We start from the raw sequence: 18126 nt of genomic DNA, 5'->3' as shown, positions 1-18126 counted from the left end.
TCAGCTCCTCGCTTGGGCCAGCACCGCGGCGAGCGTGCGTTCGGCCAGTTGCAGCTTGAAGGCGTTGTCGTGGGTCGGCTTCGCGCCCGCGAGCAGGCGCTCCGTCGCGGCGCTCGCCCCTTGCGCGAGCGCCGCGTCGGCGGCCTCCACGCGCCATGGCTTGTGGGCCACGCCGCCGAGCGCGACGCGCCCGGAGCCGTCGCGCTGCACCACGGCGGCCACCGACACGAGTGCGAACGCGTACGAGGCGCGGTCGCGCACCTTGCGGTAGACCTGCGTTCCGCCGGGCGGCCGCGGCAGCGTCACGGCGGTGATCAGCTCGTCGCGCTCGAGCGCGGTCTCGATGTGCGGCGTGCTGCCCGGCAGCCGATGGAAGTCGGCGATCGGTATCACGCGCGTGCGGCCGTCGGGACGCACCGTCTCGACGCTGGCGTCGAGCACGCGCATCGCCACCGCCATGTCGCTCGGATGCGTGGCGATGCAGGCTTCGCTGCCGCCGATGACCGCGAGCTGCCGGCTCACGCCGCCGATCGCGCTGCAGCCGCTGCCGGGCTGGCGCTTGTTGCAGGGCTGGTCGGTGTCGTAGAAGTAGGGGCAGCGCGTGCGCTGCAGCAGGTTGCCGGCGGTGGTCGCCTTGTTGCGCAGCTGGCCCGAGGCGCCCGCGAGCAGCGCGCGCGAGAGCACGCCGTAGTCGCGGCGCACGCGCTCGTCGGCGGCGAGCGCCGTGTTGCGCACCAGCGCGCCGATGCGCAGGCCGCCCTCGGGCAGCGGCTCGATGCGGTCGAGCTGCAGGCCGTTGACGTCCACCAGATGCGCCGGTGCCTCGATCTGCAGCTTCATCAGGTCGAGCAGGTTGGTGCCGCCGGCGATGAACTTGGCCGAGGGATGGCGGGCCACCGCCGCGGCCGCCTCGGCCACGGAGCGCGCGCGTTCGTAGGTGAAGGGCTTCACGAGCGCACCCCCGCGACTTCGGCCATCGCCTCGGCGATGTTGGAGTAGGCGCCGCAGCGGCAGATGTTGCCGCTCATGCGCTCGCGCAGTTCCTCGGCGGAGAGCAGCGGGCGTTCGTCGAGGTTGGCCGTGACGTGGCTCGGGATGCCCCTGCGCACCTCGTCGAGCACGCCCACCGCGGAACAGATCTGGCCCGGCGTGCAGTAGCCGCACTGGTAGCCGTCGTGCTTCACGAACGCGGCCTGCATCGGATGCAGGCTGCCGGGCGCCCCGAGCCCTTCGATGGTGGTGACCGCGGCGCCTTCGTGCATCACCGCGAGCGTGAGGCAGGCGTTGATGCGCACGCCGTCGAGCAGCACCGTGCAGGCGCCGCACTGGCCGTGGTCGCAGCCCTTCTTGGTGCCGGTGAGGTGCAGATGCTCGCGCAGCGCATCGAGCAGCGTGGTGCGCGTGTCCAGTTCGAGCGTGCGGCGCTCGCCGTTGACGACCAGCGACACCGGCATCGTCGTCGTGGCGGCCGCGGCGCCGGCGGCTGCGCCCGAGGCGCTCGGCGCCGCCAGCGCGCCGGTCGACGGCGTGGCGGCCGCGGTGGTCGCGCCGAGGATCAGCAGTTCCCGGCGCGACATGGAGGGACCAATGGGTTGTGTCATGGGGTCTGTTCTCGTGAGGCGGCGGCCTGGAACCCGGCGCGAAGACGCAGCAGTCGGCAACGCCGGGCTCGGAGCATTCGGCCGTCGAGGAAAGAGAGGGCTCCGAACGATTCCACTCTAAACGCCCCGGTCCGCGCCGATAAGCGGCCTGTGCCTGAACAGTCTCGTGAAATCCATTCATCAATCGCGGCGTTCGCAGCCCTCGGTTAATACCAAGGACCCCGCCTGCGGCGCGCGGCGTCGGACGGCGCCTACGGAGCCGCCCGCGCGCCCTGTCCGTCGCCGCCGCCGCCCGCGGCCATCGCGGCCGCGGCCACGCGTTCGCGCAGCCAGGTGTGCGCGGCATCGTGGTCGTTGCGGCGGTGCCAGACGGCGCGCAGCATCGAACGTCCGGCGGGGTAGGGCGGCTGCCGCATCAGCAGCTCGCCGCCGCTGCGCACGAGGGCCTGGGCCAGCGATGCGGGCACGATGGACAGCATGTCGCTGCCGCGCAGCAGCGCCGGGATCGCGAGCGAATGCGGCACCGTCACGCGCAGCCGCGGCGGCAGGCCGGTCGCGACCAGGCCCTCCTCGAGCGCATGCCGGTCGAACATCTCGGACTGGCGCGCCAGTCCGCGCTCCAGGATGAAGCCGTCGACCGCGCCTTCTTCCTGGCCGCCCACCGACATGGTGACGAGCGGATAGCGCGCGAGGTCCTTCGCCTGCAGCTTGCGGCGCGCGGCCGGATGGCCCCTGCGCATCAGGATCGCCTCGCCATGCGTGAGCAGGGTGCGCGTGTTCAGCCGCGCCGGCACCTGCGAGAAGATGCCGATCGCCAGGTCGATGCGCCCGAGGTCGATCTGCTCGGCCAGGTCGAGCCGCGTGGACGGGCGGATCACGAGGTCGACGCCCGGCGCCTCCTTCAGCAGCGCAGCGGACAGCGGCGCGAGCAGGACCACGGTCACATGGTCGTTGGCGGCGATCACGAAGCGGCGCGACGACTGCGCCGGCGAGAACGGCTCCACCCCGAGCGTGGCCTCGATGCGGCGCAGCGCATCGCGCAGCGCGGGCGCCATCGCGAGCGCGCGGCCGGTGGGCGCCATGCCCTTGCCGGTGCGCAGGAACAGCTCGTCGCCCACCAGCTCGCGCAGCCGCGTGAGCGCATGGCTCACGGCCGACTGGCTCAGGTGCAGCCGCCGGCCCGCGAGCACCAGGTTGCGGTCCTCGAAGACCGCGTCGAACACCTTCAGCAGATTGAGGTCCATGCGGCCGATGCTCATCGCCTGCGTCTCCGTGAGTTGAACGGCATGCATTCTGCGCTTGCAGGATGAGCAGTTCCATTCAATTCGGCAGCGGCGGATCATCCGGCCATCGCAGCCCTGCAACGAACGAAAAGAGGCAAGCCATGGATGCATCGTCGAGACTTTCGCGCCGCGCATTCGCGCAGCTGGCGCTGGCCGTTCCGCTCGCGGGCCGGCTGTTGCCCGCCGCCGCGCAGGGCGGCACCGCCCCCGGCAGGCTGCTCGTGGGCTATCCACCCGGCGGCACGCTCGACACCACCGCGCGCCAGCTCGTCGAGGCCTGGCGCCGGCAGGGCCGCAGCTACATGGTCGACAACCGCGTCGGCGCCGCGGGCCGGATCGCGAGCAGCCTGCTCAAGCGCGAGCGGCCCGACGCGGGCACGCTGCTGTGTACGCAGACCTCGGCGCTGACGATCTATCCGCATGTCTACACGCGCCTCATGTACGACCCGGCGAAGGACCTGCAGCCGGTGTCGCCCGTGGTCACCGCGACCTGCGCGCTCGGCGTGAGCGGCGCGGTGCCCGCGTCGGTGAAGAACCTGCAGGACTACCTCGCCTGGGTGCGGCATGCGCCGGCCCATGCGAGCTATGCATCGCCGGCCGCGGGCTCGGTGGCGCACTTCCTCGGCTACCGGCTGTCGGAAGCGGCGGGCCTGAAGCTCGAACACGTGGGCTACCGCGGCTCGGCGCCCGCGATGCAGGACCTGATCGGCGGCCAGATCCCGGCCTACTTCGGCTTCGTGGCGGACTTCCTGCCCTACATGGCGCAGGGGCGCATCCGCATCCTCGCGGTGTCGGGCGAGAAGCGCTCGCGCTTCCTGCCGCAGGTCCCGACCTTCGCCGAGCAGGGCTTCGCGGCCATCCGCGGCGCCGAGACCTACGGCATCTTCGCGCCGCCCGGCACGCCCGAGGCGACGCTGAACGCGCTGCATGCGTCGATCGAACGCGCGAGCCGCGACCCCGCGCTGGTCGCGGCCTTCGAGCAGGTCGGCCTCGAGCCCGGCACGCTCGCGCCCCGCGACTACGCCGCGCTGATCGAGCGCGAGCGCGAAGCCTGGGGCCCGGCGGTGCGCGCCTCGGGCTTCCGCTTCGAGGAATGAACAACCCCAGGAGACCACCCCCATGACCGCCTTCACCGACATCGACGCCGAAGCCGACCGCGAGGCCCTGATCGCGCGCAGCATCCCCTTTCTCGAGGAAGTGCGCGACATGACCGCGGGCACCGAGACCGAGCGCTGGCTCAACCGGCAGTACGGCCCCGACAGCGAGCTCTACCGCACGCTCGCGCGGCTCGTGACGCAGGGCGTGCGCGACGGCTGGGCCGCGAACGTCGCGCTCGACGGCCCCGTCTACCGCCGCAGCCGCATCGCCGAGCCTTCGGCGCGCACGCTGCACTTCAGCATCACGGCCGTCTACATGGACAGCCGCGGCAACACCCAGGGCAACCCGGAGGGCAGCTACCGCGGGCAGTACCACGCGCATCCCTACGGCGAGTTCAACATGGTGGTGCCGCTCACGCCGGGCGCCGCGCTGCGCGGACCCAACGGCTGGTGCGAAGCCGGCTGGACCGCGCCCGGCCCCGGCAGCCACCATCATCCCGAGGCGAAGGGCGCGGGCGGTGATCGCGCTGTTCTTCCTGCCGGCGGGGCGCATCGCCTACCACCCCGCGCCGCAGGACGCGTGAGCACGCCATGCCGATGCAGCCCGACGCACTTCGCGTGGACGACGTGCTGCGCGCACGCCGCGCGGTGCGCGCCTACCTGCCCGAGCCGCTCGCGCAGCAGACGGTGCGCGAGATTCTCGAGGTGGCGGCGAGCGCGCCGAGCAACTCCAACACCCAGCCCTGGCGCGTGCATGCGCTCGCGGGCGCGCCGCTGCAGGCCCTGAGCGTCGACCTGCTGGCCGCCTTCCGGCGCGGCGACTTCGCGCCGCCCGCGCATTTCCCCGACCCGCTGCCGGATGCCATCGGCACGCAGCAGGCCGACTTCGCGGCGCGCTACTACCGCACGCTCGGCATCGACCGCACCGACGCCGCGGCCCGCGCGCGGCAGACCGAACGCAACTACCTGTTCTTCGGTGCGCCGGTGGGCCTGGTCTTCGGCATCGATGCGCGCCTGAACCGCCACAGCTGGCTCGATCTCGGGCTGTACATCCAGAACGTGATGATCGCGGCCCGGGCGCGCGGCATCGACACCTGCCCGCAGGTGTCGCTGGCGCCCTTCCATCGGGTCATCGCGGCGCACCTGCCCATGGTGCCGGAAGAGATCACGGTCTGCGGCATGGCCATGGGCATCGGCGATCCGCGCGCCGCGGTGAACCGCATGGGCATGCCGCGGCGGCCGCTCGAGGCGTTCGCGCGCTTCGCGGGGTTCGACGCATCGCAGTGAACGGGACGGGCGGCGCGCGTCGAACGCTGGCGCTTCGTCCTTCCTCCTTCAGAGGCCCGACGATGCGCCCGGGGCGCCGGTGCCGCCCGCCAGCCCGCGCCATCCGCACTGCGTCCAGCGCAACGAGACGCAGGTGCCTTCGCCCGGGCGGCTGTCGATGCGCAGCCGCGCGCCGATCGCCTCGGCCTGCTCGCGCAGCCCCACGAGCCCGTAGTGACCCGCGGCGCCCGCGCCGGGGTCGAAGCCGATGCCGTCGTCGGCGATCTCCAGCGCGACTTCGTCGTCGGCCGCCGGTTGGTCGCCGTCCGGGGTCGCGCCCCGCAGCCGGATCGAGAGCCTCCGCGCGCCCGCATGGCGCTCGACGTTGCGCAGCACTTCCTCGCACATGTGGAACACGGTTTCCGCCGGCTCGGCCGCGAGGGCCGCGAGGGCGGGTTCGATCCGGCAGTCGAGCTCGAGGCCGGAGCGCTCGCTCAGGCTCTTGGCCAGCTCGGCGAGCGCGGCGCCCAGGCCGATGTCGCGCACCGGGTTGCTGCGCAGTTGCTCGATCGCGCGGCGGGCCTCGTCGAGCCCGTCGCGCGCGGCGCGCTCGGCGCGGACCAGCTCGTCGGGCAGCGCGTCGGGCCGGCTGGAGGCCAGGCGCTTGAGCACGCGGATCTCGGTGAGCATCGCCATCATCGAATGCGCGAGCGTGTCGTGCAGTCCGCGCGCCAGCCGCAGGCGCTCGCGCACCACCGCCGCATCGCGCGACTCGCGCGCGAGCCGGTTGATCTCCTCGGTGCGCTGCCGCACGCGGTCGTCGAGTTCGGCGTTGAGCTGGCGCAGCTCGTCGCGTTCGCGCTGCAGCGTGTGCAGCAGCCGGTCGAGCGCGCTGCCCAGCCGCGCGGCTTCGTCGGCACCCTGCGGCACCTCGATGCGGGTGGCGCTGCCGGCCAGCACCGCGTCGGCCGAATGGGCGATCACGCTCACACGGCGGGTGAGGCGGTGCGCCACGATGATGCCGGTGACGGCGGCGGCCATGCCGAGCAGGCTCAGCACGATCGAGATGCGCCATTCGATGTCGGTCGCGAACGCCACCACCGAGCCGACCGGCTGGATCACCACGCCCTGCCAGCCGAGCCGGCGCAGCGTGCCGTCGCGCGTGGTGGGCGGGGTGGCGATCAGGTAGGGCCGGTTGTCCAGCGGGAGCCGGCGCGTGAGGATGCGCGTGGGCAGGTCCGAGCCGTCGTTCCCGAGGCCGGCGACGGTGGGATCGAAGGGCGTCACCGGGTCGCCCACCTCGCGCCAGCGTTGCCCGAGCAGGCCGCCCGGGCCGTGGCGCACGATGCCGTCGCGATCGATCAGCAGCCATTCGCCCGGAGCGGCGCGGATCTCCGAGACGATCTTCTGCACCCAGCTCCAGCTCAGGTTGGCAGCGACCACGCCGATGATGGCGCCGTCGGCGTTGCTCACGGGCGCGGTGAGCTTGAGGAAGCGTTCGTGCGGCGAGCGGCCTTCCTCGATCCATGCGGCGTCGAGGCCCTGCGAGATCCATGCGTGCTGGTTCACGTTCTGCCCGATCACCTGCTCGTCGGTGGCCGCGACGATGAAGCCGTCGGCATCGGTCACCGCGAGCCAGATCAGGTCCGGCACGCCGCGGCGCACCGCTTCGAGCGAGCGCTTCAGGCGCTCGCCCTCGCGCTGCTGCACGTCCTCCGACAGCATGGCCGCCACCACGCTGACCGCCTGCAGGCGCAGCAGAAGGGCGGTGTCGAGTTCGGCGTTCACATGCTCGGCCGCGGTCTCGAGCCGCTGGCCGTGCTGCTCGAGCAGCGTCGCGCGCACGAAGCTGCGCAGCCACAGGTTGGCTGCGAGCGCCAGGCACAGCGTGAGCGCGATCATCAGCCAGCCGATCGCCGCGGCCATGGAGCGCCGGGGGTCGATGCGTCGTGCGATGTTCATGGCGACGGCATTCTCGCAAACGCCGGCTGTGACTTTCGGCATGGGTAGTTCCCCTGAGGCATCGGGGTTTGTCTCGATCTTCCGCGTGACTTCCGGCAGGCGCGCCGAAGCCCGATCGCGGCAACAGTTGCACCCATCGCGATCCGTGCCTGCCGCGCGACCCTTTCCAACCCTGCACGTGCCGCAACGCGATCGGCGCGTCACCCCAAAGATTGAACGGAGACGAAGCGAATGAACCCCACTGCCTCGACACTGACCTCCTCCGGCAGGCCGCCGCGCCTGATCGACAACCGCTGGCTGCAGCTGGTGGTCGGCATCGTCTGCATGATCGCGACGGCCAACATCCAGTACGCATGGACGCTGTTCGTGCCGGAGATCCAGGGCAAGTTCGGCTGGGAGCGCGCCTCGATCCAGATCGCCTTCACCATCTTCGTGCTGGTGCAGACCTGGCTGGCGCCGATCGAAGGCTATTTCATCGACAAGTTCGGCCCGCGCCTGATCGTCGCCTTCGGCGCGCTCTTCATCGGCGCCGCCTGGGTCATCAACTCGCAGGCGACGACGCTGATGGGCTTCTACATCGGCGCGGCCGTCGGCGGCATCGGCGTGGGCTCGATCTACGCGACCTGCATCAACAACGCGCTCAAGTGGTTCCCGGACCGCCGCGGCCTCGCGGTCGGCCTCACGGCCGGCGGCTACGGTGCCGGCTCGGCCGCCACGATCCTGCCGATCGCCGCGATGATCGAATCCTCGGGCTTCCAGCAGGCCTTCCTGTTCTTCGGCCTGCTGCAGGGCACGCTGGCCTTCCTCGCGGCCTGGTTCCTGCGCGCGCCGAAGCACGGCGAAGTGCGCGGCTCGACCAAGCTCGCGCAGAGCCGGCGCGACTACACGCTGGGCGAGGCGCTGCGCACGCCGCTGTTCTGGCTGATGCTGCTGATGTTCTCGTGCGTCGTGACCGGCGGCATGATGGCCGTGGCGCAGCTCGGCGTGATCGCGCAGGACCTGGGCGTGAAGAGCTTCAAGGTCGACCTGTACTTCTTCACCATGGCCGCGCTGCCGCTGGCGCTGATGCTCGACCGCGTGATGAACGGCATCTCGCGTCCGCTCTTCGGCTGGATCTCCGACCACATCGGCCGCGAGAAGACCATGGTGATCGCCTTCACGCTCGAAGGCATCGGCATCATCGCGCTCGGCTACTTCGGCCACAACCCGTGGGCCTTCCTGATCCTCTCGGGCGTGGTGTTCCTGGCCTGGGGCGAGGTGTACTCGCTGTTCTCCGCGCTGGCGGGCGATGCCTTCGGCACCAAGCACATCGGCAAGATCTACGGCGTGCTGTACTGCGCCAAGGGCATCGGCGCGCTGTTCGTGCCGCTCGGCAACCTGATGATGGAAGCCACCGGCACCTGGTCGACCGTGCTCTACACGGTGGCGGCGCTGGACCTGCTCGCCGCCTTCCTCGCGATCGTGGCGCTGCGGCCGATGTTGGCCCGGCACACGGCCGGCAACGCGGCTGCCGCTGCGGCTGCCTCGACGTCGCACATGCCGGAGCCGATCGCGATGCCCGGGCTGTCGCCCGCAGGCCGCTCGGCCTGAGAGAAAGACGGTCGGGATTTCGTGCGGCCGCCGTGCCGCCACGATGCATCCCGCACCCCGTGCACCCGCGGCAGGGCCTCGCCCGCCGCCGGGTGCACTGTGCGTTGGGGTCAGTCCTTCTTCGCGAGCACCCGCACCGCCAGTTCGGTGCGGGTGTTCGCGTGAAGCTTTTGCATGATGCGGCTGACGTGGTTCTTCGCCGTTCCCTCGGCCAGGTTCAGCGCCGTGGCGATCTGGCGGTTGCCGTAGCCCTTGGCGATCAGATCGAGCACCGCGGCCTCGCGCTCGGTCAGCGGCTTGGTCGCATCGACGCTCGCTGGCGGCAGCTCGGTCGCCGCGGGCTGCGTACCGGCGCGGGCGTCGGGCAACGGCGGTGCGGACGGCTCCTGCGCCACGCGGTCGGCCAGCAGCCGGAACTGGTCCATCACCTTGCGCGCGATCTGCGGCGTGAGCCGCGACTCGCCGCGCTGCACCGCGCGGACGGTGTCGAGCACTTCCTCTTCCGACGCGTCCTTCAGCAGGTAGGCCTGCGCGCCGGCGCGCACCGCATCGAAGACCAGGTCGTCGCGATCGAAGGTGGTCAGCACCATCACGCGCGTGTGCGGCAGCGCGGCCGAGATCTCGCGCGTCGCGAGCACGCCGCCCTTGCGCGGCATGTGCAGGTCCATGAGCACCACGTCGGGCAGCAGCCGGCGCGCGAGCTCCACCGCCTCCACGCCGTCGGCCGCCTGGCCGACCACCTCGATGTCGGGCGCCGCATCGAGCAGCATGGCCATGCCGCGGCGGATCAACGCCTGGTCGTCGGCGATCAGCACGCGAATGCGCGGCGCGGCTTGCGAAGGGCGGGGCGACGGTTCGGCAGTGGTGCTCATGGCAGGCCGATTGTGCCCCGAGGCGCGCCCGCGGTGCGCGTCGTTTGCGACGGCGTGAAGAGCTCGACCGAATTCATCTCGTCCGCGTTCCGCTGCCAAAAAAACGGCGGCGCACCCGGGCGACAAGGGCGTGGCGGGCGCCGCGCTAACATCTTCGCCATGTCGCCGCGCGCCCGCTCTCTGGCCCATGTGTTCCCACTCCTGCTGGCAGCAGCAGCATGGGCGCCCGCCGGCCCCGCGCACGCGCAGGCCGCGGGCGACGCGATCGCGCTGAGCTTCGACGCGGCGCGCGCGCGCATGCGCGAGCGCTCCGACAAGCTCGCGGCCGCGCGCGCCGCCGTCGAGTCGAAGGAGCTGCAGCGTGAAGGCCTCAAGGGCCTCGGCGGCCCGGTGGTGAGCGTCTCGGGCTTGGCCTATGCCTACAACGCCAACCTGAACCTCGACCTGGATCCGCTCAACCAGCGCATCGGCCGGATCGGCCAGGCGCTGCCTTCGTCGCTGCAGGGCCTGGTCGCGCGCGTGCCGATCCCGCAACTGCCCAACAGCTACACGCTCAACCGCCACGACAGCGGCGTCAACGCGTCGGTGTCGGCGGTCTGGCCGCTCTACATGGGCGGCGCGTCCGAGGCGGTGCGCGGCTTCGTCTCGGCCCAGGCGCGCGAGGCCGAGGCCGACGCCGACCAGGCCAGCCACGAGGTCGAGACCGTGCTGGTGCAGCGCTACTTCGGCGCCCAGCTCGCGCAGCGCGCCGCCGTGCTGCGGGCGCAGGCCGAGCGCACCATCGCGCAGCACGACGCGGCGGCGCAGAAAATGCTCGCGGCGGGCGTGATCTCGCGCGTCGAGCGGCTGCAGGCCAGCGCGACCTACGAAGAGGCCCGGCGCAATGCGCGCAAGGCCGAGGACGACGCCGCACTGGCCGCCGTGGCGCTCGCGCGCACCGTGCGCGCCGAGGGGACCGTCGTGCCGCAGACGCCGCTTTTCGTGTCGAGCCAGCCGGTCGAGCCGCTCGCGTACTTCATCGATGCGGCGCTGGTGCGCCACCCGGGCCTCGGCAAGGTGGCGGCCAAGACGATGCAGGCCGAGCAGCTGCACGAAGGCGAAGAGGCGCTGCGCCGGCCGCAGGTCATCGCCTTCGGCACGCGGCAGCTCAAGAGCGGCAATGCCGACTGGGTGGCCGGCCTGGGCGTGCGCTGGACGCTCTACGACGCGGTCGACCGCGACGCGCTCGCGGCCTCCTCGCTCAAGCAGGTCGAGCAGGCCGAGCGCACCGGCGCGCAGGCGCGCAGCGACATCTCGCTCCTGGTCGAGCGCAACTGGCGCGCGCTCGAGAACGCGCGCCGGCACTACCTGGGCATGCAGGCCGCTATCGACCTGGCGGAGGAGGTGCGCAGGCTGCGCGTGGCCGGGCTGCGCGAGGGCACCAGCACCACGCTCGACCTGATCGACGCCGAGACCAACCATGCGAAGGTGCTGACCGAACGCGCGCAGGCCGCGAACGACTACGTGCAGGCGCTGGCGCAACTGCTCGAGAGCGCGGGCCTTTCCGAGAAGTTTTCCGACTACATGGCGCGTGCCGACCTGAGGGTGAACGACCGATGACAAGTGCCAAGACCCGCCGACTGATCGCCCTGGGCCTGGCGCTGGGCCTCCTCGTGCTGCTGGTGTGGGGTTTCTGGCGCGCGGCGCAGCCGGCCCCCGAGGTTTTCCAGGGCCAGATGGAAGCGCGCGAGACGGACATCGCCGGCAAGGTGACCGGCCGCGTCGCCGAGGTGCTGGTGAAGGAGGGCGACCGCATCCAGGCCGGTGCGCCGCTGATCCGCATGGACAGCCCCGAGGTCGCGGCCAAGATCGAGCAGGCCACCGCGGCGCAGCAGGCCGCCGAGGCCGTGGCGCGCAAGGCGCAGAACGGCGCGCGGCCGCAGGAGGTCGAGATGGCGCGCATGCAGTGGCAGCGCGCGGAGACCGCGGCGCAACTCGCGCAGACCTCGTTCCGCCGCGTCGACGGCCTGGCGCGCGAGGGCCTGGTGGCCGAGCAGAAGCGCGACGAGGCCGAGGCCAACTGGAAGGCTTCGCGCGACGCGGCCCTGGCCGCCAAGGCCCAGTACGACATGGCGCGCATCGGCGCCCGGCCCGAGGACAAGGCCGCGGCCGACGCGCAGGTGCGCCAGGTCGGCGGCGTGCTCGCCGAGGCCGAGGCGGCGCGGGCCGAGACCGCGCTGCGCAGCCCCGTGGCCGGCGAGGTCGCGAAGGTGCTGGCCAGGGTCGGCGAGCTCTCGCCGCAGGGCGTGGCCGTGGTCACGGTGGTCGACCTCGACGACCAGTGGGTGGTGCTCAACGTGCGCGAGGACCGGCTCGCGCGCTTTGCGGTCGGCAGCGAGTTCGACGCGGTGCTGCCCGCGCTGCCCGAGGCCGCGCGCAAGGCCCGCTTCAAGGTGCACTACAGCGCCGCCCTGCCCGACTTCGCCACCTGGCGCGCCACGCGCGGCGGCACGGGCTTCGACGTGCGCACCTTCGAGGTCCGCGCCCGGCCGCTGCAGCCGATCGCCGGCGCGCGTCCAGGCATGAGTGTGCTGGTCGAGTAAGCGGCCGACGCGATGCGCGGGTTCGCTGCAGCCAGTGCCCGGCGCGAGTTCGCGCTGCTGCGCGCGCGGCCCTGGGACCTGGCCATGGTCACCTGGGTGCCGCTGCTCGCGGTGGCGCTCATCTGGTGGATCTTTTCGGCGGGCCTGCCGAACCGCCTGCCGATCGGCGTGCTCGACCAGGACCACTCTGCGCTCTCGCGCCAGCTGGTGCGCTTTCTCGAGGCGACCCCCGGCCTGCGCGTGACGCAGCAGTACGCCGACGAGGCCGCCATGGCGCGCGCGCTCACCAGCGGTGCGGTCGACGCCGCGGTGCAGCTGCCGCGAGGACTCAGCCGCGACGTGAAGCAGGGGCACGCCGGCCGCGTGGTGCTGCTGCACAACGCACAGCTGGGCACCCACTCGAGCCTGATCCAGCGCGACGTGCGCACCGCGGTGGCCACCGTGTCGGCGGGCGTGGAGCTGACCGTGCGCAACAAGCGCGGCGAGTCGATGGCCGGCGCGCACCGCAGCGTGGAGCCGATCCGCGCCAGCACCGTGGCGCTGTTCAACACCTCGCTCGACTACGAGCAGTTCCTCGGCGCCGCGCTGATCCCGGCGCTGCTGCACATCCTCGCGATGACCGCGGGCGCCTGGGCAGTGGGCCGCGAGCTGCGCGACCGCAGCCTCGGCGCATGGCTCGGCGCCGCGCCGCGCTGGCACGAAGCGCTGGCCGCGCTCGCGGGCAAGCTCGCGCTGCCCTTCGCGAGCCTGGCCGCCGTGGGCGTCGCGGCCATGCTGTGGATCACCGGCGGTCGCGGCTGGCATCCGGCCGGCTCGCTCGGATGGACGCTGTTCGCGCTCGCGGTGTTCCTGGCGCTGTCGATCGCGCTCGGCGCCTTCGCCGCCGGCCTCACGCGCTCGCTGCGCACCGCGCTGTCGGCCACCGGCTTCATCACGGCGCCGGCCTTCGCGTTCGGCGGCGTGGGCTTCCCGCTCGCCGCGATGCCTTTCCTCGCGCAGGCCTGGGCGCTGCTGCTGCCGTACACGCACTACATCCGCGTCCAGATGGAGCAGCTCCAGATGGGCGCACCGCTCATGCACTCGGTGGCGGCGCCGCTGTGGATGGTGCTGGCCACCGCGCTGCTGCTGGCCGCGTCGGCCGCGGCGCTGGTGCGTGCCGCGCGTGCGCCCGCCACCTGGGGAGGACGCTGATGATGATGCGCGAGGCCTTCCGCGACACCGCACTGGCCGTGCTGCGCGACAAGGGCGTGCTGCTGATCATGCTGCTCGCGCCGGTGATCTACGGCTTCTTCTATCCATGGCCCTATGGCGACCAGGCGGTGACGCGCGTGCCGGTGGCGGTGGTCGACCAGGACCACAGTTCGCTGTCGCGCCAGGTCAAGCGCTTCGCGCAGGCCAGCCCGCGGCTCGACGTGCGCTTGCTCACCGGCGACCTGCACGAGGCACAGCAGGCGCTCTGGCGCGGCGAGATCGAGGGCTACGCGCTGCTGCCCGCCGACCTCAAGCGCGACGTGTTGCGCGGCGCCGGCGCGGTGGTCACCATCGAAGGCAACGGCGCCTATGCGCTGCTGAACAAGGCGGTGCTGTACGGCTTCTCGGAAGCGGTGGGCACGGTGTCGGCCGGCGTCGAGATCCGCAAGCTGCAGGCCGGCGGCCAGGGCGCGCTGCAGGCGGCGGCGAGCCGCAGCCCGCTCAACACCGAGCTGGTGGCGCTGTTCAATCCGACCGAGGGCTACGGCAGCTACGTGGTGCCGGCCGTGGCCCTGCTGATCCTGCAGCAGACGCTGCTCATGGGCTGCGCGATGCTCGCGGGCACCTGGGCCGAGGCGGGCCGGCTGCGCGCCGGGGCCGGCACGTGGCTCGGCCGTCTCGCGGCGCTGGCGGGCTTCGGCCTGCTGAGCGGGCTCTTCTATTTCGGCTGGGTGTTCTGGCTGCAGGACTACCCGCGCGGCGGCAATCCGCTGGGCGCGCTGGTCCTGCTGGCGTTCTACGTGCCCGCGATCTGCACGGTCGGCCTGCTGCTCGGCTGCTGGTTCCGCGACCGCGAGCGCGCGCTGCAGGTGCTGCTCTTCACTGCACTGCCGATGGCATTCCTGTCGGGCTTCTCGTGGCCGGTCGAGGCCCTGCCCGGGCCGCTGCAGGCGCTGCGCTGGCTCTTCCCGAGCACGGCCGGCATCCAGGCCTCGCTGCGGCTCAACCAGATGGGCGCACCGCTGCACGACGTGCTGCCGCATCTGGCGGCGCTGGCGCTGCTGGCCCTGGCAGGATGGGCCACGCTGGTGTGGGTGGCGCGGCCGCCGCGGCGCTGAGCGGCGGTGCGCGCGGCTCCTACAGCGGCCGTCCTGCTTCGCCCACACGCGGCGGCGGGGCCGGAGGGAGGATCGGTCTTCGGCATCTTTCGCCGGAACGATGAAAAGGAGCACTCATGCCCAAGCGCGCACAGAACGATCCGGGCGACGACACCGGCCGCCCGGACGCGATCGGCCCCCACGGGCCGAACCCGCCCTCGCGTGGCCGTGTGAGCGGCGGCGACGCCGGCGCGGAAGCGGAAGTCAATTTCGATGACGACGAGATCTATGCCGGCAGAGGCAACAACGCGCGCCGCGGCGGGACCTCGACGAGCACCGGGGCCGACAGCGGAGCGCTCGGCCCGCCGTCGGAGCAGCTGTCTGACAGCAACCAGCCGAGCGATGACGACGAGGCCGGGCCCGGCACGGGCGGGAACGCGCCGGCTTCCTGAAGCAACGCGGCCCTGAGTCGCTCAAGCGGGCCGCCGGGCCTCGGCGAAGATCAACGGAGGGCTTCCGCCTTATGCTGTGCGCGATGCGGCGCAGTGGCAGCCGACCCGACACGAGCAAGCGAGAGCACGACATGACGAGCATCCAGCAGGACGCGGCGACCGAGGTCGCCGTCTACATCGGCCGGTTCCAGGTCTTCCACAACGCGCAGCTCGCGCTGTTGCGGCGCGCGCTCGCCGCCGCGCCGCAGTGCGTGGTCGTGCTCGGCTCGGCCTTCCAGGCGCGCTCGCCGCGCCATCCCTTCACCTGGGAAGAGCGCGCGGCGATGATCCGCGCCGCGCTGACGGCCGAGGAGCAGGAGCGCCTGCAGTTTCTGCCCGTGCGGGATTGCTACGACGCCGCGCGCTGGACCGCGGCGGTGAAGCGCGGCGTGGCCGCGCTGCATCCGGCCGCGCGCTCGGTGCGGCTCGTGGGGCATCTGAAGGACGAGACCAGCGGCTACCTGCGCGACTTTCCCGAATGGCGCCTCGACGCGGCCGAACGCCAGGGCGACATCAGCGGCACCGCGCTGCGCGACGCCTACTTCCAGGCCGCGGCCGATGGCTCGGTGGCTGCGGCACTCTCGGCGCTGGTGGGCCAGGCGCCGGCGAGCACGCTGCAGTTCCTGCGCGCGTGGGCCAGCCTGCCCGCCTACGCGCGGCTCGCGGACGAATGGGAAACGCTGCGCCGCGAGAAAGCGATGTGGAACGGCTCGCCGTACCCGCCGGTCTTCGTCACGGTCGACTGCGTGATCCAGTGCGCCGGCCAGGTGCTGCTGATCGAGCGCGGCCGCGCGCCCGGCAAGGGGCTGCTCGCGCTGCCGGGCGGATTCCTCGAACCGCACGAGACCGTGTGGCATTCCGCCCTGCGCGAACTCGAGGAGGAAACCGGCCTGCGCCTGCCCGACAGCGAGATCGCGGCCGCGTTCAAGGCCGTGCGCGTGTTCGACCACCCCGAGCGCAGCCAGCGCGGCCGCGTGCTCACGCATGCCCACTGGTTCGACCTCGGCGAGCGCACGCCGCCCCGGGTGAACGGGGCCGACGATGCCGCCGCCGCGCACTGGACGCCGATCGCCGACATCGCGGCCATGGAGGACCGGCTGCACGACGACCACTTCCACATCCTCGACACCTTCCTCGGGCTCACGCGCGACACCGCCGCGGAGGCGGCGCGATGAGCGGCGAGCAAGCGGCGCAGGACACGGCCGAGTACATCCCCTTCGAGGAATTCCGCGACGGGCTGCCGCGGGGCCGCTTCCGCGTGATCGTCAATCCCGCGCTCGCGGCGCCGTTCGTTTCGTACCGCACGCATGCGACGATGCTCTCGATCGCGCTCGTCGGCCCCGGCATCGCGCTCGCGCTCGCGGGCCATCCATTCCCGGGCGGTGCGCTGGTGGCGGCCGGCATCGCGCTGCGCTGGTCGGTCAAGGCCCAGGCGCCGCGCATCCTGCTGCACCTCGCCGCGCGCATGCCGGCGGTGTACGAGCAGGCGACCGAGCACGGGGTGATGGAGGTGCGGCGGGCCTGAGTTCAGGGCGCATAGCGCAGGCCCGGCTCCCAGGCCGCACGCATCCGCGCCAGAAGATCCTTCGACACCCGGGCGTCGTGCGGGGCTTGATCGAGCGTCCGCTGCATGGCGTGCGCGATGCCCTCGAGCACCTGCGCAGGGTGGCTGACGCCGCAGACGCGCCGGCCGAAGTCATGGAGTTCTTCGACGGTCGGGTAGGCCTTGGTCTGGTGCCTGCCTGCGAACAGCTTCAGCGCCAGGGTCCGGTCCTCGAGTTCCGGGCCGCCCGGATGCATGGTGTAGCGGTAGATGGAGGTCGTCACGACATCGAACATCGGTGCCAGCCACACTTCCTTCGCGGAACGGTACAGCACGCCGAAGTTCTTCAAGTGCGCGTCGCCGTTGCGCACCATGATCGAAAAGGCCACCTGCTCGAAGAAGCGTTGAAGGTTGGCGCTGTGCAACTGCAACTGGCGCAGAAGCTCCGCGATGCGCTGGTAGCTGCCCTGGTACTTCCGGTCCGCGAGGACGTCACGCACGCGCAGGCCCGCGAGCGCCGCGATGTCTTCGAAGCCGAGCCGCTCGACGCGCCCGTCCTCGTGCCGCACCAGATCGAAACGGTCGAGGATCAGCATCTGCCCGTCGTCGGACAGTGCGAAGTCGGGGACTTCGATGCCAGCCTCGCGCGCCGCGCTCAGGCACAGGAATTCGTTGACCGCGAGACCGGGATAGGCGGGGCTTGCCGCCTTCACGATCAGCGACGGGATGGGCACCGTCGCACGATCGGGAACCATGATCTTGGGCTGCATGCCCGCGATGCCCGCCCCTGTGCTCAGATAGGCGGCCACCAGTTCGTCGAAGACCTCCGGCGTGTAGCGGATCTTGAGCAATTCCTCCTTGCGCATCGGACGCGCAGCGGGCGTGGCGTCCTGATCGGGGAGTGCGTACCCGAGCCGACCGATGCCATTGCGACCCACGAGCGCGAGAAGGTGCATCGGTGTCATCGGCTGCTTCGGAAACAGCTCGCGAATCCGCATGAACAGATCTCCTTCGGGGAGGTTCTGGTCCATGGGCGAGAACAGGTCGCCCTCCTGCCATGTGAGCCGCTCCCGGGCCGGCATGAGCAGCGCCACCGAGGCCTGCGCCGGATCGGAGGACAGGTAGCGGAATTCATAGACGGAGGTCCGCAGCAGCTGGCCGGCCTGCTGCGCATCGCCGATGGAGACGGTGAGCGCGCGGATCTTCTCAGGAAGCATCGTCCTCCTCCTGGAAGCGGCGGGCGACTTCCTGCGCCGTGGGCAGACCGACGGGCTCGAGGCGCATCGCGAGGCCCAGCGCACCGAGCACCGCCATCAGCGAGGACACTGTCGTGTCCTCGCCGGCCTCGAGGCGGTAGATGACTTCCCGGACCTTGCCTGCCTTCTCGGCCAGATCTGACTTGCTCATTCGCAGGGCCTTGCGGCGCAGGAGCAGCTGCTGACCAAGTTCGTCGGGCAAGCGGATGATGTCAGTCATGGCTTGCAATTTAGGCCTGATCTGCGCAAATCGCAAGCTATAACTGACATTTCTGTGTTTGCCGCGCCGGTATTC

Annotated in this window: 17 protein-coding genes and 1 pseudogene; 11 read left to right on the top strand and 7 right to left on the bottom strand. The window is 71.8% G+C overall.

Annotated features, from left to right (window positions below):
- The 3 genes from M2165_RS02670 to M2165_RS02660 all read right to left on the bottom strand — a co-directional run bounded on the left by M2165_RS02670 (position 1) and on the right by M2165_RS02660 (position 2860).
- Positions 1 to 951 (bottom strand): xanthine dehydrogenase family protein subunit M, encoded by a 951-nt coding sequence (locus M2165_RS02670; RefSeq protein WP_280813115.1) that lies wholly within the window; start codon positions 949 to 951, stop codon positions 1 to 3.
- The gene (paoA, locus tag M2165_RS02665; protein WP_280813114.1) at positions 948 to 1601 is read right to left on the bottom strand and encodes an aldehyde dehydrogenase iron-sulfur subunit PaoA; all 654 of its coding nucleotides are present in this window, start codon (positions 1599 to 1601) and stop codon (positions 948 to 950) included. Before paoA ends, M2165_RS02670 begins: the two co-directional genes overlap by 4 nt.
- A gap of 251 nt (positions 1602 to 1852) precedes the next feature.
- Positions 1853 to 2860, bottom strand: coding sequence for a LysR substrate-binding domain-containing protein (locus M2165_RS02660; protein WP_280813167.1), 1008 nt, complete (start codon positions 2858 to 2860; stop codon positions 1853 to 1855).
- Between the two features lie 125 nt (positions 2861 to 2985).
- Here M2165_RS02660 and M2165_RS02655 point away from each other — a divergent pair, with 125 nt between their 5' ends.
- The 3 genes and pseudogenes from M2165_RS02655 to M2165_RS02645 all read left to right on the top strand — a co-directional run bounded on the left by M2165_RS02655 (position 2986) and on the right by M2165_RS02645 (position 5268).
- A complete protein-coding gene (locus tag M2165_RS02655; protein WP_280813113.1) occupies positions 2986 to 3981 on the top strand; it encodes a tripartite tricarboxylate transporter substrate-binding protein in 996 nt (331 codons plus the stop codon).
- 22 nt (positions 3982 to 4003) lie between these two features.
- A pseudogene (locus M2165_RS02650) lies at positions 4004 to 4565 on the top strand (DUF4863 family protein).
- Positions 4566 to 4668: 103 nt separating this feature from the next.
- Positions 4669 to 5268: a nitroreductase gene (locus M2165_RS02645; protein WP_348541040.1), complete on the top strand. Its 600-nt coding sequence runs from the start codon at positions 4669 to 4671 to the stop codon at positions 5266 to 5268.
- 48 nt (positions 5269 to 5316) lie between these two features.
- Here the strand turns inward: M2165_RS02645 and M2165_RS02640 are convergent, their stop codons facing one another.
- Positions 5317 to 7209 carry a histidine kinase gene (locus M2165_RS02640; protein ID WP_280813112.1) on the bottom strand — a complete coding sequence of 631 codons (1893 nt, stop codon included), beginning with the start codon at positions 7207 to 7209 and terminating at the stop codon, positions 5317 to 5319.
- A gap of 231 nt (positions 7210 to 7440) precedes the next feature.
- Here M2165_RS02640 and oxlT point away from each other — a divergent pair, with 231 nt between their 5' ends.
- Entirely contained in the window at positions 7441 to 8799 is a 1359-nt protein-coding gene (gene oxlT, locus M2165_RS02635; protein WP_280813111.1) for an oxalate/formate MFS antiporter, read from the top strand.
- A 110-nt stretch (positions 8800 to 8909) separates the two neighbouring features.
- Here the strand turns inward: oxlT and M2165_RS02630 are convergent, their stop codons facing one another.
- The gene (locus M2165_RS02630) at positions 8910 to 9671 is read right to left on the bottom strand and encodes a response regulator transcription factor (RefSeq protein ID WP_280813110.1); all 762 of its coding nucleotides are present in this window, start codon (positions 9669 to 9671) and stop codon (positions 8910 to 8912) included.
- Positions 9672 to 9830: 159 nt separating this feature from the next.
- Between M2165_RS02630 and M2165_RS02625 the strand changes: the two genes are divergently transcribed.
- The 7 genes from M2165_RS02625 (at position 9831) to M2165_RS02595 (ending at position 16557) form a co-directional block, all read left to right on the top strand.
- The gene (locus M2165_RS02625; RefSeq protein WP_280813109.1) at positions 9831 to 11270 is read left to right on the top strand and encodes a TolC family protein; all 1440 of its coding nucleotides are present in this window, start codon (positions 9831 to 9833) and stop codon (positions 11268 to 11270) included.
- The gene (locus M2165_RS02620) at positions 11267 to 12253 is read left to right on the top strand and encodes an efflux RND transporter periplasmic adaptor subunit (RefSeq protein WP_280813108.1); all 987 of its coding nucleotides are present in this window, start codon (positions 11267 to 11269) and stop codon (positions 12251 to 12253) included. Before M2165_RS02625 ends, M2165_RS02620 begins: the two co-directional genes overlap by 4 nt.
- Before the next feature lie 12 nt (positions 12254 to 12265).
- Positions 12266 to 13444, top strand: coding sequence for an ABC transporter permease (locus M2165_RS02615; RefSeq protein ID WP_280813107.1), 1179 nt, complete (start codon positions 12266 to 12268; stop codon positions 13442 to 13444).
- Positions 13444 to 14562, top strand: a complete 1119-nt coding sequence (locus M2165_RS02610; protein WP_280813106.1) for an ABC transporter permease — start codon at positions 13444 to 13446, stop codon at positions 14560 to 14562. The genes M2165_RS02615 and M2165_RS02610 overlap by 1 nt, the downstream gene beginning before the upstream one ends.
- 116 nt (positions 14563 to 14678) lie before the next feature.
- Positions 14679 to 14993 carry a hypothetical protein gene (locus tag M2165_RS02605; RefSeq protein ID WP_280813105.1) on the top strand — a complete coding sequence of 105 codons (315 nt, stop codon included), beginning with the start codon at positions 14679 to 14681 and terminating at the stop codon, positions 14991 to 14993.
- Between the two features lie 131 nt (positions 14994 to 15124).
- On the top strand, positions 15125 to 16207 hold the full coding sequence (locus tag M2165_RS02600; RefSeq protein WP_280813104.1) for an NUDIX domain-containing protein: 1083 nt from the start codon (positions 15125 to 15127) through the stop codon (positions 16205 to 16207).
- Positions 16204 to 16557 (top strand): hypothetical protein, encoded by a 354-nt coding sequence (locus tag M2165_RS02595; RefSeq protein WP_280813103.1) that lies wholly within the window; start codon positions 16204 to 16206, stop codon positions 16555 to 16557. Before M2165_RS02600 ends, M2165_RS02595 begins: the two co-directional genes overlap by 4 nt.
- A 2-nt stretch (positions 16558 to 16559) precedes the next feature.
- Here M2165_RS02595 and M2165_RS02590 read toward each other — a convergent pair whose 3' ends face one another.
- A complete protein-coding gene (locus M2165_RS02590) occupies positions 16560 to 17792 on the bottom strand; it encodes a HipA domain-containing protein (RefSeq protein WP_280813102.1) in 1233 nt (410 codons plus the stop codon).
- Positions 17782 to 18051, bottom strand: a complete 270-nt coding sequence (locus M2165_RS02585) for a helix-turn-helix domain-containing protein (RefSeq protein ID WP_280813101.1) — start codon at positions 18049 to 18051, stop codon at positions 17782 to 17784. The genes M2165_RS02590 and M2165_RS02585 overlap by 11 nt, the downstream gene beginning before the upstream one ends.
- Positions 18052 to 18126 lie beyond the last annotated feature (75 nt).

Origin of the sequence: Variovorax sp. TBS-050B, assembly GCF_029893635.1 — a bacterium.
Taxonomy (GTDB): domain Bacteria; phylum Pseudomonadota; class Gammaproteobacteria; order Burkholderiales; family Burkholderiaceae_C; genus Variovorax.
This window is presented reverse-complemented; position numbering and strand designations above follow the sequence as displayed.

Coding starts and splice junctions, on each gene's coding strand:
- paoA (WP_280813114.1), bottom strand. CDS start 1,601: ATGACACAACCCATTGGTCCCTCCATGTCGCGCCGGGAACTGCTGATC.
- M2165_RS02660 (WP_280813167.1), bottom strand. CDS start 2,860: ATGAGCATCGGCCGCATGGACCTCAATCTGCTGAAGGTGTTCGACGCG.
- M2165_RS02655 (WP_280813113.1), top strand. CDS start 2,986: ATGGATGCATCGTCGAGACTTTCGCGCCGCGCATTCGCGCAGCTGGCG.
- M2165_RS02640 (WP_280813112.1), bottom strand. CDS start 7,209: ATGAACATCGCACGACGCATCGACCCCCGGCGCTCCATGGCCGCGGCG.
- oxlT (WP_280813111.1), top strand. CDS start 7,441: ATGAACCCCACTGCCTCGACACTGACCTCCTCCGGCAGGCCGCCGCGC.
- M2165_RS02630 (WP_280813110.1), bottom strand. CDS start 9,671: ATGAGCACCACTGCCGAACCGTCGCCCCGCCCTTCGCAAGCCGCGCCG.
- M2165_RS02625 (WP_280813109.1), top strand. CDS start 9,831: ATGTCGCCGCGCGCCCGCTCTCTGGCCCATGTGTTCCCACTCCTGCTG.
- M2165_RS02620 (WP_280813108.1), top strand. CDS start 11,267: ATGACAAGTGCCAAGACCCGCCGACTGATCGCCCTGGGCCTGGCGCTG.
- M2165_RS02615 (WP_280813107.1), top strand. CDS start 12,266: ATGCGCGGGTTCGCTGCAGCCAGTGCCCGGCGCGAGTTCGCGCTGCTG.
- M2165_RS02610 (WP_280813106.1), top strand. CDS start 13,444: ATGATGATGCGCGAGGCCTTCCGCGACACCGCACTGGCCGTGCTGCGC.
- M2165_RS02605 (WP_280813105.1), top strand. CDS start 14,679: ATGCCCAAGCGCGCACAGAACGATCCGGGCGACGACACCGGCCGCCCG.
- M2165_RS02600 (WP_280813104.1), top strand. CDS start 15,125: ATGACGAGCATCCAGCAGGACGCGGCGACCGAGGTCGCCGTCTACATC.
- M2165_RS02595 (WP_280813103.1), top strand. CDS start 16,204: ATGAGCGGCGAGCAAGCGGCGCAGGACACGGCCGAGTACATCCCCTTC.
- M2165_RS02590 (WP_280813102.1), bottom strand. CDS start 17,792: ATGCTTCCTGAGAAGATCCGCGCGCTCACCGTCTCCATCGGCGATGCG.
- M2165_RS02585 (WP_280813101.1), bottom strand. CDS start 18,051: ATGACTGACATCATCCGCTTGCCCGACGAACTTGGTCAGCAGCTGCTC.